The sequence below is a fragment of the Pseudomonas sp. MAG002Y genome (assembly GCF_019400845.1).
Lineage (GTDB): Bacteria > Pseudomonadota > Gammaproteobacteria > Pseudomonadales > Pseudomonadaceae > Chryseomonas > Chryseomonas luteola.
Map to the genome: position 1 here is coordinate 34,751 of NZ_WOEJ01000009.1, position 18,881 is coordinate 53,631.

Genomic DNA, 18,881 nt, shown 5'->3' on the forward strand with positions numbered 1-18,881 from the left:
CCTGTCTGGCGGTTAGTCCTTGCGACGCTTGATCTGATCCTTTAGCTGGGTAGGAACCTGCCGGATGATCAATACGTCCTGAGACTCGTCGTACTCTACCTTGGAGCCAAGCAGGTGAGCCTCGAAGCTGATGGACAGGCCCTCGGCGCGCCCCGTAAAGCGGCGGAATTGGTTAAGGGTGCGCTTGTCTGCCGGGATTTCAGGCGCAAGCCCGTAGTCCTTGTTGCGAATGTAATCATAGAATGCCTTGGGCTGCTCTTCACTCATCAGCTCCGACAGTTCATCCAGGGCAATGGGCTCACCAATACGGGCCTGGGTGCTGGCATAGTCGACCAGGGTGTCGGTTTTTTCCTTGGCTTTCTCCTCGGGCAGGTCTTCGCTTTCCACGTAGTCGCTAAAGGCTTTGAGCAGGGTGCGCGTTTCGCTGGGCGCATCAACGCCTTCCTGGCAGCCAATGAAGTCACGAAAATAATCCGAGACCTTCTTGCCGCCCTTGCCCTTGATAAAGGAGATGTATTGCTTGGACTGCTTGTTATTACGCCATTCGGAAATATTGATGCGTGCCGCCAAATGAAGCTGCCCGAGGTCCAGGTGTTTGGCGGGCGCTACGTCCAGGGTGTCGGTTACGGTTACGCCTTCACTATGATGCAGCAGGGCAATGGCAAGGTAATCCGTCATGCCTTGTTGATAATGGGCAAAGAGAACATGGCCGCCTGTTGAAAGGTTTGAGCCTTCCATAAGCTGCTTGAGGTGCTCGACGGCCTGCTGGCTGAATGCAACAAAGTTCTTGCCGCCGTCCAGATACTCATTGAGCCAGCCACTGAAGGGATAGGCACCGGACTCCTCGTGGAACAGGCCCCAGGCCTTGTTGGGTTTGGCGTTATAGCTTTCGTTGAGATCGGCCATCAGGTTTTCGATGGCCTGGGATGCCTCGAGCTCGGCTTCACGGGCATGCAGCGTAGCGGGCTGACCGTCGGGTTTCTTGTCGATCAGGTGAACGATAGCGTGGCGAATGGGCATGGGACTCTCTATCAATGAAGCGCAGGCGACATTGCCGCGAAAATCAGATGTGGCCTGATAGTGTACCGCACCCGTGCGACGGGCTTAATCGGCATTCTTGATCCAGCGTGTGCGGCGCCATTGGTCTTGAGCATCCGGTGAAAGAAAAGTCCAGGCCACCAGCCGGCTACGTTTTTGACCTTGGGACATGTCGATCGTACGGATATCTACCGCATGGACCTGCTTTAGAGCAGCCACCAGACTGTCGACATTGGAGACCTTGGACACCAGAGTACTAAACCAGAACACCTGCATACCATAGCAGGCACTGTCTTCTGCCAAGGTGCGTACAAAGCGGGCTTCACCGCCCTTGCACCATAGCTCAGCGCCCTGACCGCCGAAGTTGAGTACGGGCAATTTGCGCTTCGGGTCCAGTTTGCCAAGGTTTTTCCACTTGCGCTGACTGCCGCTGCGCGCCTCTTCCAGAGAGGTGTGAAAGGGCGGATTGCAGAGAGTTATATCGAAACGATCATCTGGGGCGATGATGTTTCGAAACGTGCGGTTCGGCTCGGTCTGCTGCCGTAACGATATAGCCTTGGTCAGCTGATTGCCTTGCAGGATGGTCTTGGCGGAGGCCAGCGCCGTTGCGTCGATATCGGCCCCAACGAAATGCCAGCCGTACTCGTGATGGCCAATCAGCGGATAGATGCAGTTGGCGCCAACCCCTATATCCAGCGCCTTGATCATAGCGCCACGAGGAACAATACCCTCATTACGTTCAGTCAGCAGGTCTGCCAAGGAATGAACATAATCTGCGCGGCCTGGAATAGGGGGGCATAAATAGCCTTCCGGGATGTCCCAGTGGGCAATTCCATAATATTGCCGGAGCAGGGCGCGATTGAAGACTTTGACAGCGGCAGGATCGGCAAAGTCGATGCTTTGCTTGCCGTAGGGGTTGATGATGACGAAGGGCGCCAGTTCAGGACAGGCCTTGATCATCTTGGCAAAATCATAGCGCCCCTGGTGACGGTTGCGGGGATGCAGAACCCCTTTATTCAGGTTGGGGGCAGCGGGGCGCTTGGGTGGCTGAGTCATGAAAAGGCTCGAACGATTAGGGGTAGCCCAGCAGGGCTTTTATGGTGGGGAGGTTGGAGCGGATCCAGCGCTTATCGATAGCGCCCCAATCACGGATGACATAATGTCCTGCATGGTTGCGAGCGCCTTCGGTCTGCTCAAATGCACAGTCGATATCCAGATCGCTCAACGCCGAAAGGGTGTCCTGTGCAGTACGTCTGGGCATGCCTGTCGCTTCCATCAGGGCCGGTACACTCGTTGCGACTCCAGAGTCGACCAGCCAGGCGACGTACAGGCGGCGGTAGAAGCTTGTCTTGGTTTTGCTTACGTCCATTGTCCAATCCTTGAGCATCCATCGATAACAAATCAAAAGGCCCGCCTAAGCGGGCCTATGGTGGCATTCAGCCGTTACAGGCTGGCGATTCGTCCACGCTGTTCGGCCAGCTTGGCGAGCGCCTGCTCGGCTTCGGCCAGCTTGGCGCGTTCTTTGGCAATCACCTCGGCTGGCGCCTTGTCCACGAAGCCGGCGTTGTTCAGCTTGCCTCCGACGCGCTTTACCTCGCCTTCCAGACGCTGGATTTCCTTATCCAGACGACCCAGTTCAGCAGCCTTATCGATCAGACCTGCCATCGGTACCAATACCTCCATCTCGCCAACAAGCGCTGTAGCAGAAAGCGGTGCCTCTTCATCGGCAGCCAGAATGCGGATCGACTCGAACTTGGCCAGCTTCTTGAGTAGGGGCTCGTTTTCGCTCATGCGTCGCTGATCTTCAGCGCTGGCATGCTTGAGCAGAATGTCGATGCGCTTGGCCATGGAGATGTTCATCTCACCACGAATCTGACGCACTCCTAGCATCAGCGCCTTGATCCACTCGATATCACCCTCAGCCGCGCTATCGATACGGGCCTCATTGGCAATGGGCCAAGTCTGCAGCATGAGGGTTTCGCCCTGTTGGCCGGCAAGCGGTGCGATGCGATGCCAGATTTCTTCCGTGATGAAAGGCATGAACGGATGCGCCAGACGCAGTGCAACCTCCAGCACACGTACCAAGGTACGGCGTGTGCCGCGCTGACGTTCGATAGAAGCGTTTTCATCCCACAATACCGGCTTCACTAGCTCCAGATACCAAGCGCAGTATTCATCCCAGATGAATTCATAGAGTGCCTGAGTAGCCAGGTCGAAGCGGAACTGTTCTAGCTGGCGAGTCACTTCAGCTTCTGTACGCTGCAGTTGAGAGATGATCCAGCGATCCACAGAAGACAATTCGACCGGTTCGTCATTGACGCCACAGTCCTTGCCTTCGGTGTTTTCCAGCACGAAGTTGGCCGCATTCCAGATCTTGTTGCAGAAATTGCGGAAGCCTTCGACACGGCCCATATCGAATTTGATATCGCGGCCGGTGGAGGCCAGGGAGCAGAATGTGAAACGCAGGGCATCAGTACCGTAGCTGGCAATGCCTTCCGGGAATTCAGCACGGGTCTGCTTGGCAATCTTTTCCGCCAGCTTGGGCTGCATCATGCCGCTGGTGCGCTTCTGCAGCAGGCTCTCCAGATCAATGCCATCAACGATATCCAGCGGGTCAAGCACGTTGCCCTTGGATTTGGACATCTTCTGGCCCTGACCGTCGCGTACAAGACCGTGAACGTAGACGGTTTTGAACGGAATCTGCCCAGTCAGGTGAGTAGACAGCATGATCATCCGGGCGACCCAGAAGAAGATGATGTCAAAGCCGGTTACCAGAACGTCGGTGGGGTGGAACGTCTTTAAAAATTCGGTCTGTTCCGGCCAGCCGAGGGTAGAGAATGTCCACAGACCCGAGCTGAACCAGGTGTCGAGTACGTCGTCGTCCTGGCGCAGCGCGATCTCGCCCAGATTGTGCTTGCTGCGGACTTCCGCTTCATCGCGACCAACATAGACGTTGCCAGCCTCGTCATACCACGCCGGAATACGGTGGCCCCACCAGAGCTGACGGCTGATGCACCAATCCTGAATATCACGCATCCAGGAAAAGTACATGTTCTCATACTGCTTGGGTACGAACTGAATAGAGCCGTTTTCCACGACCTCAATGGCTTTTTCAGCCAAAGGCTTGGTGGAGACGTACCATTGATCGGTCAGCCACGGCTCAATAACAGTGCCGGAGCGATCGCCCTTGGGTACTTTCAGCGCATGGTCTTCAATTTTTTCTAGAAGACCGGCAGAGTCGAAGGCCGCTACGATCTGCTTGCGGGCTTCGAAACGATCCAGGCCCGCGTATGCGGACGGAATCCCTGCGTCGACTTCAGTGTTTACGCTGCCATCCAGGTTGAATACTTGTGCTGTAGCAAGTACCGCTGCGTTTTTATCGAAAATATTGATCAGGGGCAGGTTATGGCGCTTGCCGACCTCATAGTCATTGAAGTCGTGAGCAGGGGTGATCTTGACGCAACCTGTGCCAAATTCTGGATCACAATAGTCGTCGCCCACGATCGGGATGCGACGGCCTACCAGCGGCAGCTCGATGAATTTGCCGATCAGTGCCTTGTAGCGCTCATCTTCAGGATGTACCGCTACGGCGGAGTCGCCCAACATGGTTTCCGGGCGGGTCGTGGCAACGATCAGGTAATCCTTGCCCTCTGCCGTCTTGGCACCATCAGCCAGGGGATAGCGCAGGTTCCACAATGAGCCTTTCTCATCATGGTTCTCGACTTCCAGATCGGAGATAGCCGTATGCAGCTTGGTATCCCAGTTGACCAGGCGCTTGCCGCGATAAATCAGGCCGTCCTCGTGTAGACGGACAAAGGCCTCCTTGACTGCTTCAGACAGACCGTCATCCATCGTGAAGCGTTCGCGTGACCAGTCTACGGAAGAGCCCAGGCGACGAATCTGGCGAGTGATGTTGCCGCCAGACTCGTTTTTCCATTCCCAGACTTTCTCTAGAAACTTCTCGCGACCCAGATCATGACGGCTGACGCCCTGCGCACTCAATTGGCGCTCCACCACCATCTGGGTGGCAATGCCTGCGTGGTCCGTACCGGGCTGCCACAGGGTATTGCGGCCCTGCATGCGGCGGAAGCGGATCAGGGCGTCCATGATGGCATTGTTAAAGCCATGGCCCATGTGCAGGCTGCCGGTGACGTTGGGCGGCGGAATCATAATGGTATAGGGCTCGCCGGAGCCCTGAGGCGCGAAGTATCCCTTGGATTCCCAGGTCTGGTACCAAGAGGTTTCGATGTCGTGTGGCTGGTAAGTCTTGTCCATGTACGTTGGCAAAGGCGTCTGAAGAGGGAAAGCCTTTGAGTATAACGGGGATAACGGTCAGGTGCGATTGATCGCAACACTGACCGTCTTGTAATCAGACCTGCTCGCGCTGCCTGATCAGTTCATCGAGGCGGGCATCCAGGCGTTTTTGCAGTTCGGCTTCAACTTTAGGTGCGAATTCGGCAATGACCTCCTGGAGTATGAGGCGCGCTTCCTGGCGAAGTAGCTCCTCCAGGGATTCCTCATCCTGTCGAGAAACGCGCTCCGGCTCGATCTGATCAAGCAGCGGAGGAATAGCGCTTAGCCGTTCAATAGAGGGTACGACTACATCGGACAGTACAGGAATACCATCCTGGTCCAGCCGGTCGGTAAGCATGGGAAGGTCGTGTTTATCCAGTAGCTGGCGGATCGATTCCAGATCATTCATGAGATGTGCCGGGCGAGGCGGGAGGTCTTTGTCCATGATTGTCAGACTCGCGGCAGACGATGGTCTTGTAAAGCATAGCCGCGCTCTCGGTAAAAGCGGAAATTCTCACGAGCCGCTTTGCGTATTGAAGCCTCTTCGATGACCAGTTCGGCAATTCTGCTGAAGCCGGCAAAAAAAGCAGGAATACGAGTATCCAGGTTGATCAACAGTTCGCCGGTTCGCTCCTGTTGGGTGTCAATACCCAGCAAGATTGGGCTATCCGGCTTGTCCTCGGCAAAATCGTGAGGCAGGAAGCTGTCGGGACGGAAGTCCCAAAGCCGTTCGTCCAGCTGACTGCGTTGGGCTTCGTCAGCGCAATGGATATACGTCTGCATCTGCTGTCTCCACGCTTTTTCGGCGAGGCGGCATGCAAACGTCAGTCGGGCGTCAGGGTCGTCGCTGGGAAGAACATAGAAGTCGACACGGGTCATGTCTGGCTCCGGAGTATGGCTGGCAGCAGCGGCGCGATAGGGAAGCGAACCCTATCGCGCTGCACCGATTCAGCCTTGGCTGCGGTCTAGCAGATACTGCATAAGCAATGGGACGGGGCGGCCGGTAGAGGCCTTGTCCTTGCCGCCACTGATCCAGGCGGTGCCAGCGATATCCAGGTGAGCCCATTTGTAGTTCTTGGCAAAGCGCGACAGGAAGCACGCTGCCGTAATGGTGCCTGCTTTAGGGCCACCAATGTTTGCGATATCAGCGAAGGGACTGTCGAGTTGCTCTTGATACTCATCATGCAGAGGCAACTGCCATACGCGGTCATCAGCCGCATCGCCGGCGGCTTTGATCTGCTGGATCAGGTTGTCATCGTTACCTAGCAGGCCGGATACAACCGACCCCAGGGCTGTGACGCAGGCGCCGGTCAGTGTAGCGATATCGATCACGGACTGGGGCTTGAAGCGCTCGGCATAGGTTAATGTATCGCACAGCACCAGACGGCCTTCAGCGTCTGTATTGAGGATTTCCACCGTCTGACCGCTCATGGTTGTGACGATGTCGCCAGGGCGGGTCGCCGTTCCACTAGGCATGTTTTCGGCGCAAGCCAACAGGCCTACCAGGTTGATTGGGAGCTTGAGCTCGAGCGCGGCACGGAATGTACCCAGTACGCTGGCAGCACCACACATGTCGTATTTCATCTCATCCATGCCCTGGCTGGGCTTGATGCTGATGCCGCCGGTATCGAACGTAATGCCTTTGCCGACCAGAACATGGGGGGCTGTGTCTTTTGCAGCACCCTTGTATTGAAGCACTACCAGGCGGGGCGGTTGCTGGCTGCCTTGTGCCACGGCGAGAAACGAACCCATGCCCAGCTCGCGCATCTTCTTTTCGTCCAGTACATCGACTTTGAGGCCGGTTTCCTTGTACTGCTTGCCAAGTGCTTTGGCTTCGTCCGCAATGTAGGCGGGGTTACAGATGTTTGGCGGCAGGTTGCCAAAATCCTTGGCATAGGCAACGCCTGCAGCAATGGCCTGGGCGTGGGCAAGGCCTCGCTCCATGTCAACTTGAGCGGCCTTGCTGCCTGCCAGAATGATTTTCTTCAGAGCACGAGGCTCGGCTTTCTTGCTCTTGAAACGATCGAAAACATACAGGCCATCCGCCAGCGTTTCAGCCAGCAGGCGAGCCTTCGCATAGCTGTCACGCTGCTTGACGTTTACATCGCCGAGGAAGAAGGCGGCATCAGTACCGCCCAAACCTTTGAGTACGCCTAATGCTGCGCTGACCACTTTGCGATATGCGCGATCGCCCAGGCCTTCTTCAGTATTTCCAGTGCCCACCAGCAAAACGCGCTCGGCTTTCAGACCGGTAACGCCGGTCAGCAGCAGCGTCTGCCCCGGTTTGCCTGCCAGATCACCGCGCTTGACTGCAGCGCTCAGGGCGCCACCGGTAGCGGTATCGATCGCGGCCGCCGAGGCGTCCATATAACCATGTTCACCAACAGCAAGAACCAGTGTGGCTGTTTTCAGTGTTTCCGGACTTGCACTTTTAACGAGAAATTCCATTACGAGAAGCTCCCCAAGACAAACGAGTAGGTTTGCAGGATAATGCCAGCTATTTTCGCCGGGGCCGCCCTGCGGGCTGCCTTGCGCGGGTCGGTTTAGCAACGGCGGCTAGTTTGAGCGTACGCGCCTGAGCCTGACAACCCTGGAGAGCCTTGTTTGATCGTCTTTCGTTATCTAGCACGTGAAGTTCTCACCACCATGGGCGCGGTAAGCGCCGTTTTGCTGGTGATCATCATGAGTGGTCGCTTCATTAAATATCTGGCTCAAGCTGCGCAGGGTATCCTGGATCCTGGCGCCTTGATGATGATCATGGGATACCGGATTCCCGGTTTCTTAGAGCTGATTCTGCCGCTTGGTCTATTTTTGGGGATTCTGCTCTCCTATGGCCGTCTGTACCTGGAAAGTGAGATGACGGTCCTTTCCGCTACCGGAATGAGTCAGCAACGCCTCCTGGCCTATACGATGGCACCGGCAACACTCATTGCGCTTGTTGTTGCCTGGTTGAGTCTGTCGCTGACCCCTATGGGCGTTCAGCGTGTGGGTGAGATCCTGAATCAGCAGGATGCGCTGACCGAGTTCGACACCCTGGCGCCCGGTCGCTTCCAGTCGCTGCGTGATGGCTCGCGGGTGACCTATACCGAAGCGCTCAGCAATGATCGTACCCAGCTCTCGGGCGTCTTTATTTCTGAAAAGAATGAAGCCAAGGCCGGGTCTGATCGGGGCATTGGTGTGCTGATCGCCGATAAGGGCCACCAGGAAATCCATTCCGATGGCAGTCGTTACCTGATTCTGGAAAGTGGTTTCCGGTATGACGGTACCCCAGGCCAGGCGGACTATCGTGCGGTTCAATACGATACCTACGGAGTGTTGCTTCCTAAACCTGAAGTCAGTACGGATGTAGGTGCACGCGAAGCGATTCCGACACGTGCCCTGATGTCCAGTGATGACATCCGTCAGAAGGCCGAGCTGCAGTGGCGTCTTTCCATTCCGGTGCTGGTTTTCATCGTGACGCTGATTGCCGTGCCGTTATCGCGTGTCAATCCACGTCAGGGACGCTTCCTTAAACTACTGCCCGCCATCCTGCTTTATATGGCCTACCTTTCCCTGCTGATTGCCGCCCGTGGTTCGCTCGATAAGGGCAAGCTTCCGCCTGCCATCGGTCTTTGGCCGGTTCATCTGTTGTTTCTTGCGTTAGGTTTGCTGCTGGCCTTCTGGGAGCCGTTGCGCCTGTCCATGCGCCGCCGTGCTACGGAGAAAGGTCATGAGTAAACTCGATCGTTATATAGGTCGCTCGGTTCTAGTCAGTATTCTGGCTGTTCTTGGCGTTATTCTTGGATTGGCCTTGCTGTTTGCCTATATCGATCAGCTAGGGGATTTCGATGATAACTACGGCGCCCTGCAGGCGCTTACGTATGTACTATTGACTGGCCCGCGGCGGGCTTATGAGCTCCTGTCCATGGCAGCGCTGATAGGCTGTCTGATTGGCCTGGGCTCGCTGGCCAGTAGCAGCGAGCTGATCATCATGCGAGCCGCTGGTGTCTCGCTGGCTCGAATTGTCTGGGCTGTCATGAAGCCTATGCTGCTGATCATGCTTGCAGGCGTGCTTATTGGTGAATATGTCGCTCCCTGGTCGGAAAACATTGCTCAGAGCAACCGTGCAATGGCGCAGGGCGGCGGTGATGCCCAGAGTTCCAAGCATGGCCTGTGGCATCGTCAGGGGCGTGAGTACGTTCATATCAATGCGGTGCAGCCCAACGGTGTTCTGTTTGGTATTACACGTTATCAGTTTGATGAGCAGCGCCATTTGCTGTCGGCAAGTTTTGCCAAGCGTGCCGAGTACCGAGGCGACCATTGGGAGCTGCAAACGATCTCCACGACCCACTTCCGTGATCGTCACACCGAGGTCATAACAGCTCCAACAGAAAATTGGGACATCGAACTGACACCACAAATACTCGACACCGTTGTGATGGAGCCCGATGCTTTGTCCATTTCTGGTTTGTGGTGGTACATCCATTACCTGGCGGATCAGGGGCTTAATAATGCCTCTTACTGGCTGGCGTTCTGGGGCAAGGTATTCCAGCCGCTGGTGACAGCAGCACTTGTATTAATGGCCATTTCATTCATCTTCGGCCCGCTGCGCTCGGTAACATTGGGTCAGCGTATTTTTACCGGTGTGGTAGTAGGATTCGTATTCCGTATTGCTCAGGACCTGTTGGGGCCCTCCAGTCTGGTATTTGGATTCTCACCCATATTGGCGGTCCTGGTGCCTGCAGGAGTCTGTGCATTGGCAGGCATATGGTTATTGCGTAAAGCGGGCTGATGTCCTCACGAAAAAGGCTGAACATTCATCTGTTTGGCCTTTTTTGTGTCCTACTCCAAGATATGTATGGTTTGACTCTTGGAAGCCAGATCAGACCAGCTTCGCTTGCGTGTATCGACGAGTATCCATAAAAGGCCTACCCCCAGGCAGAGATACGAGAAAAGAGCGGCGGCGAAGCGCAGGGCGGCTTGAGGCAGACTAATCCTTGTGCCGTCGGTATTTTGTATTCGGATCTTCCAGGCCTGCATGCCGAGCGTTTGGCCGTTATGTATCCAGTAGCCCGCAAAGTAAGCAAAGCTGACCAATACAATCAGGATGCTCAATATAGGGTCGCCTATTAGCTCCCCTTGTTCGGCCATTGCCTTGAGACGGGAACCTCCCATCCAGGCAGCCAACCCGCCGAAATAACCCAATGTAGCCACCATTACCAAGGCAACAAGCAGGATGCTGTCATAGAGGCTTGCAGCTAGTCGCCTGGCAAGACCGGCGGGTGGGTATTTTCTGGTAGGCAGAGATAGGGTTCGTGGCATGAGGCGTTGCTGTTCGTAATAAGCGTTCTACTGCAACACCTGGTAGTTAGCATGGCAAGCCTGTCTTTCCTCGAAAGGCTTACAGCAATAAACCGTCCTGAGGGTGTAGAGGGGGCGGGAGGTCTCGTTCATCCAGCAGTTCAAGCAGGGAGATTTCCAGACCTCTGCACATGGCATTGAGTGGCAGGTCGTTTGGCATCTTATCGAAAGGGTCCGCTATCTGATCTCCCAGGGCATCCAGTCCAAAAAAGGTATACGCCAGTACACAAACAGCAAGTGGGGTAAACCAGCCAATGCTATCTACCAGGCAGAACGGCAGTAGAAAACAGTAAATGTGTACGGTGCGATGCAGCATCAGAATATAGGGATAGGGGATAGGTGTATTTCTGATGCGTTCACAGCCTCCCAGCACATAGGAGAGACGACTGATCTGTTGATCTACAGAGCTAAGAAGAATTTCGCTGGAGTTGTGTTGCCGCATCAACTGACTGATGTTCTGTCCAATAAGACCCAGTATCACATTAGGTCGATTGGCGGCTGCCAGCGCCCGGGCGCAATCGTTCTGTGTCAGAAGGCGCTTCAGGTCGGGCGTTGGGTCATCGTTTCTCAAGTGGTCGCGAAGCGCATGGCTGAATGCGGTCAGTTGAAGGGCTATGGAGCGTCGCTCTTCAACAGTCATTCCAGGAAAAAAACTCAACGTTTGCCGCACTAGGTTGCGAGAGACGATGAGCAGTTCTCCCCACAGGGCCCGCGCTTCCCAAAAGCGCTGGTAGGCCACGCTATTACGAAAGCCCAAGAATATCGCTAGCGTCAGTCCCCAAAGTGTAAAAGGCGTAGCTGTCAAAATAACCTTGTAGTGGTAGAGGGTGCCATGCGTGGCTACGACAAAGGAGCTTAGCAGCACCGTGTAGAGCACTCGCTTCCAGATGGCGGGAATAATGGAGCCTTTCAGAGAAAACAGCAGCACCCATAGCGATGGGGTCTGAGGGCGTACGATCATGCTAACCCTTATGCTCAAATACCAAACGGTGGGAAGTGGGCGTCAGCCGAGTGCCGCTAGCATTCGGAAATATCACCATAAAGACGCAGGGTTCGTTCCTGAATTTCTTCCTTTATCTCATCGGCGACAGCCTTGAGCAGAACGGCATGATGAAGCTGGGTGGCGTGTAGATCCCTCTCGACAATGATGCCGTGGGGTGTCGTGACAATGACTCTGGCGAAATTCTCATCTCTTTCCAGGCATTCCACCTTGCCTTCGCAAGCGAGTTGACTGACTAATGCGGCCAGCAGGTTCTTCATATCCATATCCCCTCAGATGTATCAGAATGACATGACTTCCGGTCCCTGAGTTCTCGCCGTTTGGCGGAAGAGGCTTGGAGGAGTGTGCCTGGCGTTCATGCACTATTAAAAAGCCTCGTGCAAGACGAGGCTTTAAAAACAAAGCGTCAACCGGCTTTTAGTTACCAGTGGGGCGCGGACCTGTAATACCTCGGCGCAGGCTTGTGATAATGGGCACGATGACGTGGCGGTGGAGCGTAATAGTGCCTTGCGTGGAACCTATGGTAGTGCAGCCTTTGAAGCTGACGGTAAGCAATAGGGGCTTTGTAAGTCTCATGAGTCGGCGGCCCGTAAACCCGCTCACGCTCAAAAGCCGCGGCTTCACCTGCACTGATAAGGCAGCCGATGAGTAAGGCTGCCTTCAATGTTTGACCTAGCATACGTACCTCCTTCAGCAAGAGCTTTTGCCTCGCTGCTATAAAGCACCGTACGGCTGTCACGTGACGTCAAGGCAGGTAAAGGTTGGGTAAAGCGGTGAGGCAGGAAGACCGCTCAAGCCTGCGTTAAACGGTACAGAACGATGCACAGAGAGATCGGGAGGATAAATCTTTCGCGTTGGCTTGTAATGATCTACTCCAAGGCACGCCTGAGGCGCTTTATACCAAGGAAGTAGTTATTACTTGGGAGAACCAGAAGAGGGCAGAATAGTGAGGCACAAAAAAACCGGCTCTAAGGCCGGTTCTTCTGATGTTTCGGGACTTGGTGGGAAGTCCTGAAAACTTTGTATGGTGCCTCGGGAGAGACTCGAACTCTCACTCTGTCGCCAGAAACGGATTTTGAATCCGCCGCGTCTACCGATTCCGCCACCGAGGCAATGGCGGCGCAGTATAGGGATGAGATTGTTTCGAGTCAACGCTTTAAATGGTCTTATTTCATCTCTTCCGGTAAGCTGTGCGACCTTTCGAGATGAGCCTGCATGCAAGTTTCCGATTTTTATTTTGAACTACCTGAATCGCTCATAGCACGTCATCCGCTATCCGAGCGCCGCGCAAGCCGGCTGCTGGTGCTGGACGGACCTTCTGGAGCGATCAAACATCAGCAGTTTTCCGACCTGCTGGACTATCTGCGTCCAGAGGATCTCATGATCTTCAACGATACGCGGGTTATTCCTGCGCGATTGTTTGGGCAAAAAGCCAGTGGCGGAAAGCTTGAAATACTTGTCGAGCGTGTCCTGGATGAATTCAGGGTCTTGGCTCATGTGCGTTCCAGCAAGTCTCCCAAGCCGGGTGCAATCATCCATGTCGAGGGTGGCGGAGAGGCGGAAATGCTGGCGCGGCATGATGCGCTGTTTGAGCTGCGCTTTGCAGAGCCTGTGCTGGGGCTTCTGGAGCGGGTAGGGCACATGCCGCTGCCGCCCTACATTGATCGCCCGGACGATGAAGAGGATCGTGAACGGTATCAGACCGTTTATGCCCGCAATGCAGGGGCTGTGGCTGCACCGACGGCAGGGCTGCATTTTGACGAAGCCATGCTGCAAGCCATTCGCGAAAAAGGTATCGAAACCGAATTCGTGACGTTGCATGTGGGGGCCGGTACGTTCCAGCCCGTTCGGGTCGATCGCATCGAAGATCATCATATGCATCGAGAGTGGCTGCAGGTCAGTCAGGCGGTCGTCGATGCCGTCGAGCGCTGCAAGGCGCGGGGTGGGCGCGTCATTGCAGTGGGCACGACCAGTGTCCGCTCCTTGGAAAGCGCTGCGCGTGACGGTCAGCTCAAGGCTTTTAGTGGCGATACGGATATCTTCCTCTATCCTGGCAAACCTTTTCACGTTGTCGATGCGCTGGTGACCAACTTTCACCTGCCCGAGTCGACGTTGCTGATGCTGGTTTCGGCTTTTGCAGGTTATCCCGAGACAATGGCCGCCTACGCCGCTGCCGTTGAGCAAAACTACCGTTTCTTTAGTTATGGTGATGCCATGTTCATTACCCGTAACCCAAACGCCAAAGGGCCAGAGTCCTGAAATGAGTTTCATGAAGTTTGAGTTGCTGGCGACCGAAGGCCGGGCCCGTCGAGGCCGACTGAGCTTTCCTCGCGGCGTAGTCGAAACCCCTGCGTTCATGCCGGTTGGCACATACGGCACCGTCAAAGGCATGTTGCCACGGGACATTGAGGCGATTGGGGCACATATCATCCTGGGGAATACATTCCACCTGTGGCTGAGGCCTGGGGTCGAAGTCATTGGTCGTCACGGCGATCTGCATGACTTCATGCAATGGAAGGGCCCTATCCTTACGGATTCTGGCGGCTTTCAGGTATTCAGCCTGGGGGCGCTGCGCAAGATCAAGGAAGAGGGCGTCTACTTTGCGTCGCCAGTCGATGGTGCCAAGGTCTTCATGGGGCCGGAAGAGTCCATGGCCGTTCAGCGAGCGCTGGGATCGGACATCGTCATGATCTTTGATGAGTGCACGCCGTATCCTGCCGACTTCGATACAGCCAAGCGCTCCATGGAGCTGTCGCTGCGCTGGGCCAAGCGTTCACGTGTAGCCCATGGCGATAGCCCTTCGGCGTTATTTGGCATTGTCCAGGGCGGAATGCATGAGGAGCTACGTCTGCGTTCGCTGGAGGGGCTGGAAAACATCGGTTTCGATGGTTACGCCATCGGCGGGCTTTCAGTGGGAGAGCCGAAGGAAGAAATGATCAGGGTTCTGGACTTTCTTCCGCCGCATCTGCCTGCTGACAAACCTCGTTACCTCATGGGTGTTGGAAAGCCGGAAGATCTGGTCGAAGGTGTGCGGCGTGGCGTCGACATGTTTGATTGTGTAATGCCTACACGTAACGCACGTAATGGGCATTTATTCATTGATACCGGCGTTCTCAAGATTCGTAATGCTGTCCACCGGCATGACGATTCACCCTTGGATCCGACCTGCGACTGCTATACCTGCCGCAACTTTTCCCGTGCTTATCTGCATCACTTGGATAAATGCGGCGAAATGCTAGGCAGCATGCTGAATACAATCCATAACCTGCGTCACTATCAACGGCTGATGTCTGGTTTACGTGATGCTATTCAACAGGGTAAATTGGCCGACTTCGTCGATTCCTTCTATGCGCGCCGCGGCTTGCCTACCCCGCCGTTGGCAGATTGATTTCCAGACTTTGCAACAGGAGTTATTGCAATGAGCTTTCTGATCCCCGCTGCCTATGCCCAGGAGACTGCTCCGGCGGCTGCCGCACCAGGTGGTGAATATATTCAATTCATTTTCCTGATCGGTTTCGTGGTCATTTTTTACTTTCTGATCTGGCGTCCGCAGGCCAAGCGTGCCAAGGAGCACAAGAACCTGCTGGGCAATCTGCAGAAGGGTGACGAAGTGGTAACGTCCGGTGGTATCGCTGGACGTGTAGTAAAGGTGACGGATGATTTCGTGGTTATCGAAGTATCCGATACTGTCGAACTCAAGTTCCAGAAAGGTGCGATTGCCGCTACGTTGCCCAAGGGCACGTTGAAAGCAATCTAATCCTACCTCTAGGTATATGCACGGGGCGCGCAAGGCGCCTCGTTTCTTAATCCGGGCGGTGTCATGCTCAATAAATATCCCTTATGGAAATACCTGCTGATCCTGGCAGTGCTGGTGGTCGGCTTCATTTATTCCGCGCCCAATCTCTACCCCGATGATCCTGCTATTCAAATCAGCAGCTCAAGCACGGAACTGTCGGTGAGTCAGGCGGAATTGGATAACATTACCAAGGCGCTGGCCGACGCCAATATCAGCGTAAAGGCTGTCGATCTTGCCAGTGACGGTAAGCGCGGGCTCATTCGGTTGAGTAAGGCAGATGATCAATTGCCGGCTCAGGACGTAGTGCGCAAGACCTTGGGTGATGACTATGTCGTTGCGCTTAACCTAGCCCCGACTACGCCCGAATGGCTGCGCAAGCTTGGCGCAAGTCCAATGAAGTTGGGTCTTGACCTGTCGGGTGGCGTGCATTTCCTGCTATCGGTTGACATGGATAAGGCTGTCGATGCGCGTATGAAGGTGTACGACAGCGAAGTGAAGACACTGCTTCGTCGCGAGAGAGTTCGGTACCGCAGTCTTCCCCAGCAGGACAATGTCATTCAGCTGGGCTTTGCTGATGCGCAAGCACTGGAACAAGCGTCCGATCTGATCCGGAAGAATTACAACGACTTCGTTCTGACAAATGAAGCGCGTGACAATCTTCGGGTGTTACGTCTTGAACTGTCTCAGGCGAAGCTGACGGAGATTCGTGAATATTCCATCAAACAGAACCTTACTACTGTTCGTAACCGTGTGAACGAGCTGGGTGTGGCCGAGCCGCTTGTTCAGCGTCAAGGTGCCAACCGTATTGTAGTAGAGTTGCCTGGCGTACAGGACACTGCAGAGGCGAAGCGTATTCTCGGCAAGACGGCGAACCTGGAGTTCCGTCTGGCAGCAACGCAAGATACTCCGCGCAGTGCTACAGAAAGCTTTGAGTTCCGTGATGCCGGTCGTCAATCCGTTCCGCTGGAACGCAGTGTAATCATCACGGGTGATCAGGTTACAGACGCTTCTGCAAGCTTTGATGAAAATGGTCGCCCGCAAGTGAACATCAAACTGGATGGTCACGGTGGTGATCTGATGAGTCGTGCTACGCGTGGGAACATTGGGCGCAGCATGGCCGTTGTGTTCATTGAGCAGAAGCCGGTGACTCGCTACGAGCGTCAGACCGTTAATGGTGTTGAAAAGGATGTCGCCGTACCAAGCTTCCAGGAAGATCGCCGTATTATCAGTCTGGCTACCATCCAGTCAGCGCTGGGCAACAGTTTCCGTATTACAGGACTGAATGGTTCTGGTGAAGCCTCCGAGCTTGCGCTGCTGTTGCGTGCTGGTGGTCTTGCCGCGCCCATGTATTTCGCTGAGGAGCGAACGCTGGGCCCAAGCCTTGGTGCAGATAATATTGCCAAGGGCCTTGATGCTGCGCTCTGGGGAATGGCTTTTGTCTCCCTGTTTATTATCGTGATCTACCGCGTCTTTGGTGTGATCGCGACAGTGGCGTTGGGCTTCAACATGGTTCTTTTGATCGGGTTGATGTCTGTCCTTAATGCAACGCTTACGCTGCCAGGTATTGCCGGTATCGTTCTGACAATGGGTATGGCGGTTGATGCCAACGTATTGATCTTCTCGCGTATCCGCGAAGAACTGGCGAATGGTATGCACGTACAGCGAGCCATTCATGAAGGTTTCAGCAGGGCGTTCAGTGCGATTGTCGATGCCAACCTGACTACGCTTCTCGTCGGCGCGATCCTGTTTGCAATGGGCACCGGCCCGGTCAAGGGCTTCGCTGTCACAATGTCGCTCGGTATTTTCACCTCCATGTTCACAGCCATCATGGTGACTCGCGCAATGGTCAACCTGAGCTTTGGCGGCCGTAACATCAAGAAGCTGTGGATTTGAGGAGCTGCGATGAAACGAACCATTAATTTCATGGGCGTGCGCAATGTTGCTTTCGCCCTGACACTGGTGCTCACATTGATTGCCATTGGTAGCCTGGCTATCAAGGGACTCAATTTTGGCTTGGATTTCACAGGCGGAACCCTGATTGAGCTGCGTTATGAGAAAGCAGCGGATTTGGGAAGCATTCGTACTCAATTGGAGCGTTCGGGCTTTAAGGATGCTGTTGTTCAGAGCTTTGGTGCGACTACCGATGTGCTGGTACGTATGCCTGGCGATGATGCGCAGCTAGGTCAGAAGGTTGCGGCTGCGCTGCAGCAGGCCAGTAACGATAATCCGGCTTCTGTTACGCGTGTCGAGTTCGTAGGTCCCCAGGTAGGGGAAGAGCTGCGGGACCAAGGTGGACTCGGAATGCTTCTGGCGCTGGGCGGGGTATTGCTTTACGTCGGCTTTCGTTTCCAATGGAAGTTTGCGTTGGGCGCGATCCTGTCTCTCGTGCACGACGTTATTGTTACGCTTGGCGTGCTGTCGTTCTTCCAGGTTACGTTCGATCTGACCGTTCTGGCTGCAGTACTGGCTATCATTGGCTATTCATTGAACGACACCATCGTGGTGTTTGACCGGGTACGTGAAAACTTCCGTGTTTTACGCAAAGCAAGCCTGATCGATAACATCAACATCTCTACTACGCAGACACTTCTCAGAACCTTGGCGACATCCATTTCCACATTGTTGGCAATTACAGCATTGTTGGTTTTTGGAGGCGATAACCTCTTCGGTTTCTCGGTTGCCTTGTTTATTGGTGTGCTCGCAGGAACTTATTCTTCGATCTATATCGCAAACGTTGTGTTGATCTGGCTGAATTTGAACTCGGAAGACCTGATACCACCAGCAGCAAAGGAACTTGATGACAGGCCTTGATGTCCAAGGCTTGGAATAAGGTGGATGCCTTGTTGGTAAATCAGGAGAGATTGACGTGAATAAATCGATGCTCGTTGGAACGGTATTGGGCGCAGTTCTGGTTACGGCTGGAGGTGCTGTTGCCTATGGTGTTTCAGATCGAGGTCCAAAGTTCGCTGAGGTCGTAGCCGTCCAACCGGTCAAGGAAACGATCAAAACGCCCCGTGAAGTCTGTAAGGATGTAGCGGTTACACATCGCAGGCCTGTACAGGATCAGCATCAGATTGCCGGAACTGCCATCGGCGCTGTAGTCGGTGGTCTGCTGGGTAATCAGGTCGGTGGGGGTAATGGCAAGAAGCTTGCTACTGTCGCCGGGGCTGTGGGTGGAGGTTACGTAGGTAACAAAACCCAGGAGCACATGCAGAACTCCGATACCTATACCACCACGCAAAAGCGCTGCAGCACGGTTACAGACGCGAGCGAAAAAGTGGTGGCTTACGACGTCAAGTATCTGCTGGATGGCAAGGTGGGGCAGGTCCGCATGGATCGTGATCCCGGTAAGCAGATCCCTGTGCAGGGTGGTCAGCTGGTACTGGCCGAGCAGACTGCTTCCGTACAGTAAGA

At 54.7% G+C, this 18,881-nt stretch carries 18 protein-coding genes and 1 tRNA gene; 8 read left to right on the plus strand and 11 right to left on the minus strand.

Annotated features, from left to right (window positions below):
* Nucleotides 1–12: 12 nt before the first annotated feature.
* The 7 genes from yejK to GM154_RS14175 form a co-directional block, all read right to left on the minus strand.
* A complete protein-coding gene (yejK, locus tag GM154_RS14145) occupies nucleotides 13–1,020 on the minus strand; it encodes a nucleoid-associated protein YejK (protein ID WP_019364196.1) in 1,008 nt (335 codons plus the stop codon).
* 84 nt (nucleotides 1,021–1,104) lie between these two features.
* Entirely contained in the window at nucleotides 1,105–2,094 is a 990-nt protein-coding gene (gene rlmF / locus GM154_RS14150) for a 23S rRNA (adenine(1618)-N(6))-methyltransferase RlmF (protein ID WP_219652565.1), read from the minus strand.
* Between the two features lie 16 nt (nucleotides 2,095–2,110).
* Nucleotides 2,111–2,407 carry a helix-turn-helix domain-containing protein gene (locus GM154_RS14155; RefSeq protein ID WP_010795347.1) on the minus strand — a complete coding sequence of 99 codons (297 nt, stop codon included), beginning with the start codon at nucleotides 2,405–2,407 and terminating at the stop codon, nucleotides 2,111–2,113.
* A 74-nt stretch (nucleotides 2,408–2,481) separates the two neighbouring features.
* Nucleotides 2,482–5,313 carry a valine--tRNA ligase gene (locus tag GM154_RS14160; protein ID WP_073449445.1) on the minus strand — a complete coding sequence of 944 codons (2,832 nt, stop codon included), beginning with the start codon at nucleotides 5,311–5,313 and terminating at the stop codon, nucleotides 2,482–2,484.
* A gap of 94 nt (nucleotides 5,314–5,407) precedes the next feature.
* Nucleotides 5,408–5,776, minus strand: a complete 369-nt coding sequence (locus GM154_RS14165) for a hypothetical protein (RefSeq protein WP_010795345.1) — start codon at nucleotides 5,774–5,776, stop codon at nucleotides 5,408–5,410.
* 5 nt (nucleotides 5,777–5,781) lie between these two features.
* On the minus strand, nucleotides 5,782–6,210 hold the full coding sequence (locus GM154_RS14170; protein ID WP_219652566.1) for a DNA polymerase III subunit chi: 429 nt from the start codon (nucleotides 6,208–6,210) through the stop codon (nucleotides 5,782–5,784).
* Between the two features lie 69 nt (nucleotides 6,211–6,279).
* Entirely contained in the window at nucleotides 6,280–7,779 is a 1,500-nt protein-coding gene (locus tag GM154_RS14175; RefSeq protein ID WP_219652567.1) for a leucyl aminopeptidase, read from the minus strand.
* Between the two features lie 156 nt (nucleotides 7,780–7,935).
* On the opposite strand from GM154_RS14175, the gene lptF reads away from it, so the two are divergent.
* On the plus strand, nucleotides 7,936–9,048 hold the full coding sequence (lptF, locus tag GM154_RS14180) for an LPS export ABC transporter permease LptF (protein WP_219652568.1): 1,113 nt from the start codon (nucleotides 7,936–7,938) through the stop codon (nucleotides 9,046–9,048).
* Nucleotides 9,041–10,102 (plus strand): LPS export ABC transporter permease LptG, encoded by a 1,062-nt coding sequence (gene lptG / locus GM154_RS14185; RefSeq protein ID WP_219652569.1) that lies wholly within the window; start codon nucleotides 9,041–9,043, stop codon nucleotides 10,100–10,102. Before lptF ends, lptG begins: the two co-directional genes overlap by 8 nt.
* 50 nt (nucleotides 10,103–10,152) lie before the next feature.
* On the opposite strand, the gene GM154_RS14190 is transcribed toward lptG, so the two are convergent.
* The 4 genes from GM154_RS14190 to GM154_RS14205 all read right to left on the minus strand — a co-directional run bounded on the left by GM154_RS14190 (nucleotide 10,153) and on the right by GM154_RS14205 (nucleotide 12,783).
* Entirely contained in the window at nucleotides 10,153–10,632 is a 480-nt protein-coding gene (locus GM154_RS14190) for an RDD family protein (protein WP_219652570.1), read from the minus strand.
* 79 nt (nucleotides 10,633–10,711) lie between these two features.
* Nucleotides 10,712–11,632, minus strand: coding sequence for a bestrophin family protein (locus tag GM154_RS14195; RefSeq protein WP_219652571.1), 921 nt, complete (start codon nucleotides 11,630–11,632; stop codon nucleotides 10,712–10,714).
* A 56-nt stretch (nucleotides 11,633–11,688) separates the two neighbouring features.
* Nucleotides 11,689–11,937: a hypothetical protein gene (locus tag GM154_RS14200; protein WP_019364186.1), complete on the minus strand. Its 249-nt coding sequence runs from the start codon at nucleotides 11,935–11,937 to the stop codon at nucleotides 11,689–11,691.
* A gap of 759 nt (nucleotides 11,938–12,696) precedes the next feature.
* Nucleotides 12,697–12,783: transfer RNA gene (locus GM154_RS14205), tRNA-Leu, on the minus strand.
* Nucleotides 12,784–12,886: 103 nt separating this feature from the next.
* Here GM154_RS14205 and queA point away from each other — a divergent pair.
* From queA to GM154_RS14235, 6 genes are all read left to right on the plus strand, one after another.
* On the plus strand, nucleotides 12,887–13,930 hold the full coding sequence (queA, locus tag GM154_RS14210; RefSeq protein WP_219652572.1) for a tRNA preQ1(34) S-adenosylmethionine ribosyltransferase-isomerase QueA: 1,044 nt from the start codon (nucleotides 12,887–12,889) through the stop codon (nucleotides 13,928–13,930).
* A 10-nt stretch (nucleotides 13,931–13,940) separates the two neighbouring features.
* Complete coding sequence (gene tgt / locus GM154_RS14215) at nucleotides 13,941–15,059, plus strand: tRNA guanosine(34) transglycosylase Tgt (protein ID WP_074825177.1); 1,119 nt, start codon at nucleotides 13,941–13,943, stop codon at nucleotides 15,057–15,059.
* Nucleotides 15,060–15,089: 30 nt separating this feature from the next.
* Nucleotides 15,090–15,428 (plus strand): preprotein translocase subunit YajC, encoded by a 339-nt coding sequence (gene yajC, locus GM154_RS14220; RefSeq protein ID WP_010795334.1) that lies wholly within the window; start codon nucleotides 15,090–15,092, stop codon nucleotides 15,426–15,428.
* 63 nt (nucleotides 15,429–15,491) lie between these two features.
* On the plus strand, nucleotides 15,492–17,360 hold the full coding sequence (secD, locus tag GM154_RS14225; RefSeq protein ID WP_219652573.1) for a protein translocase subunit SecD: 1,869 nt from the start codon (nucleotides 15,492–15,494) through the stop codon (nucleotides 17,358–17,360).
* A 9-nt stretch (nucleotides 17,361–17,369) separates the two neighbouring features.
* Nucleotides 17,370–18,278: a protein translocase subunit SecF gene (gene secF, locus GM154_RS14230; RefSeq protein ID WP_010795332.1), complete on the plus strand. Its 909-nt coding sequence runs from the start codon at nucleotides 17,370–17,372 to the stop codon at nucleotides 18,276–18,278.
* Nucleotides 18,279–18,333: 55 nt separating this feature from the next.
* Entirely contained in the window at nucleotides 18,334–18,879 is a 546-nt protein-coding gene (locus tag GM154_RS14235; RefSeq protein ID WP_010795331.1) for a glycine zipper 2TM domain-containing protein, read from the plus strand.
* The last annotated feature ends 2 nt before the right edge of the window (nucleotides 18,880–18,881 follow it).

Bases quoted from the DNA above. Each gene is read 5' to 3' on its own strand.
- yejK (WP_019364196.1), bottom strand. From the start codon at position 1,020: ATGCCCATTCGCCACGCTATCGTTCACCTGATCGACAAGAAACCCGAC.
- rlmF (WP_219652565.1), bottom strand. From the start codon at position 2,094: ATGACTCAGCCACCCAAGCGCCCCGCTGCCCCCAACCTGAATAAAGGG.
- GM154_RS14155 (WP_010795347.1), bottom strand. From the start codon at position 2,407: ATGGACGTAAGCAAAACCAAGACAAGCTTCTACCGCCGCCTGTACGTC.
- GM154_RS14160 (WP_073449445.1), bottom strand. From the start codon at position 5,313: ATGGACAAGACTTACCAGCCACACGACATCGAAACCTCTTGGTACCAG.
- GM154_RS14165 (WP_010795345.1), bottom strand. From the start codon at position 5,776: ATGGACAAAGACCTCCCGCCTCGCCCGGCACATCTCATGAATGATCTG.
- GM154_RS14170 (WP_219652566.1), bottom strand. From the start codon at position 6,210: ATGACCCGTGTCGACTTCTATGTTCTTCCCAGCGACGACCCTGACGCC.
- GM154_RS14175 (WP_219652567.1), bottom strand. From the start codon at position 7,779: ATGGAATTTCTCGTTAAAAGTGCAAGTCCGGAAACACTGAAAACAGCC.
- lptG (WP_219652569.1), top strand. From the start codon at position 9,041: ATGAGTAAACTCGATCGTTATATAGGTCGCTCGGTTCTAGTCAGTATT.
- GM154_RS14190 (WP_219652570.1), bottom strand. From the start codon at position 10,632: ATGCCACGAACCCTATCTCTGCCTACCAGAAAATACCCACCCGCCGGT.
- GM154_RS14195 (WP_219652571.1), bottom strand. From the start codon at position 11,632: ATGATCGTACGCCCTCAGACCCCATCGCTATGGGTGCTGCTGTTTTCT.
- GM154_RS14200 (WP_019364186.1), bottom strand. From the start codon at position 11,937: ATGGATATGAAGAACCTGCTGGCCGCATTAGTCAGTCAACTCGCTTGC.
- queA (WP_219652572.1), top strand. From the start codon at position 12,887: ATGCAAGTTTCCGATTTTTATTTTGAACTACCTGAATCGCTCATAGCA.
- tgt (WP_074825177.1), top strand. From the start codon at position 13,941: ATGAAGTTTGAGTTGCTGGCGACCGAAGGCCGGGCCCGTCGAGGCCGA.
- yajC (WP_010795334.1), top strand. From the start codon at position 15,090: ATGAGCTTTCTGATCCCCGCTGCCTATGCCCAGGAGACTGCTCCGGCG.
- secD (WP_219652573.1), top strand. From the start codon at position 15,492: ATGCTCAATAAATATCCCTTATGGAAATACCTGCTGATCCTGGCAGTG.
- secF (WP_010795332.1), top strand. From the start codon at position 17,370: ATGAAACGAACCATTAATTTCATGGGCGTGCGCAATGTTGCTTTCGCC.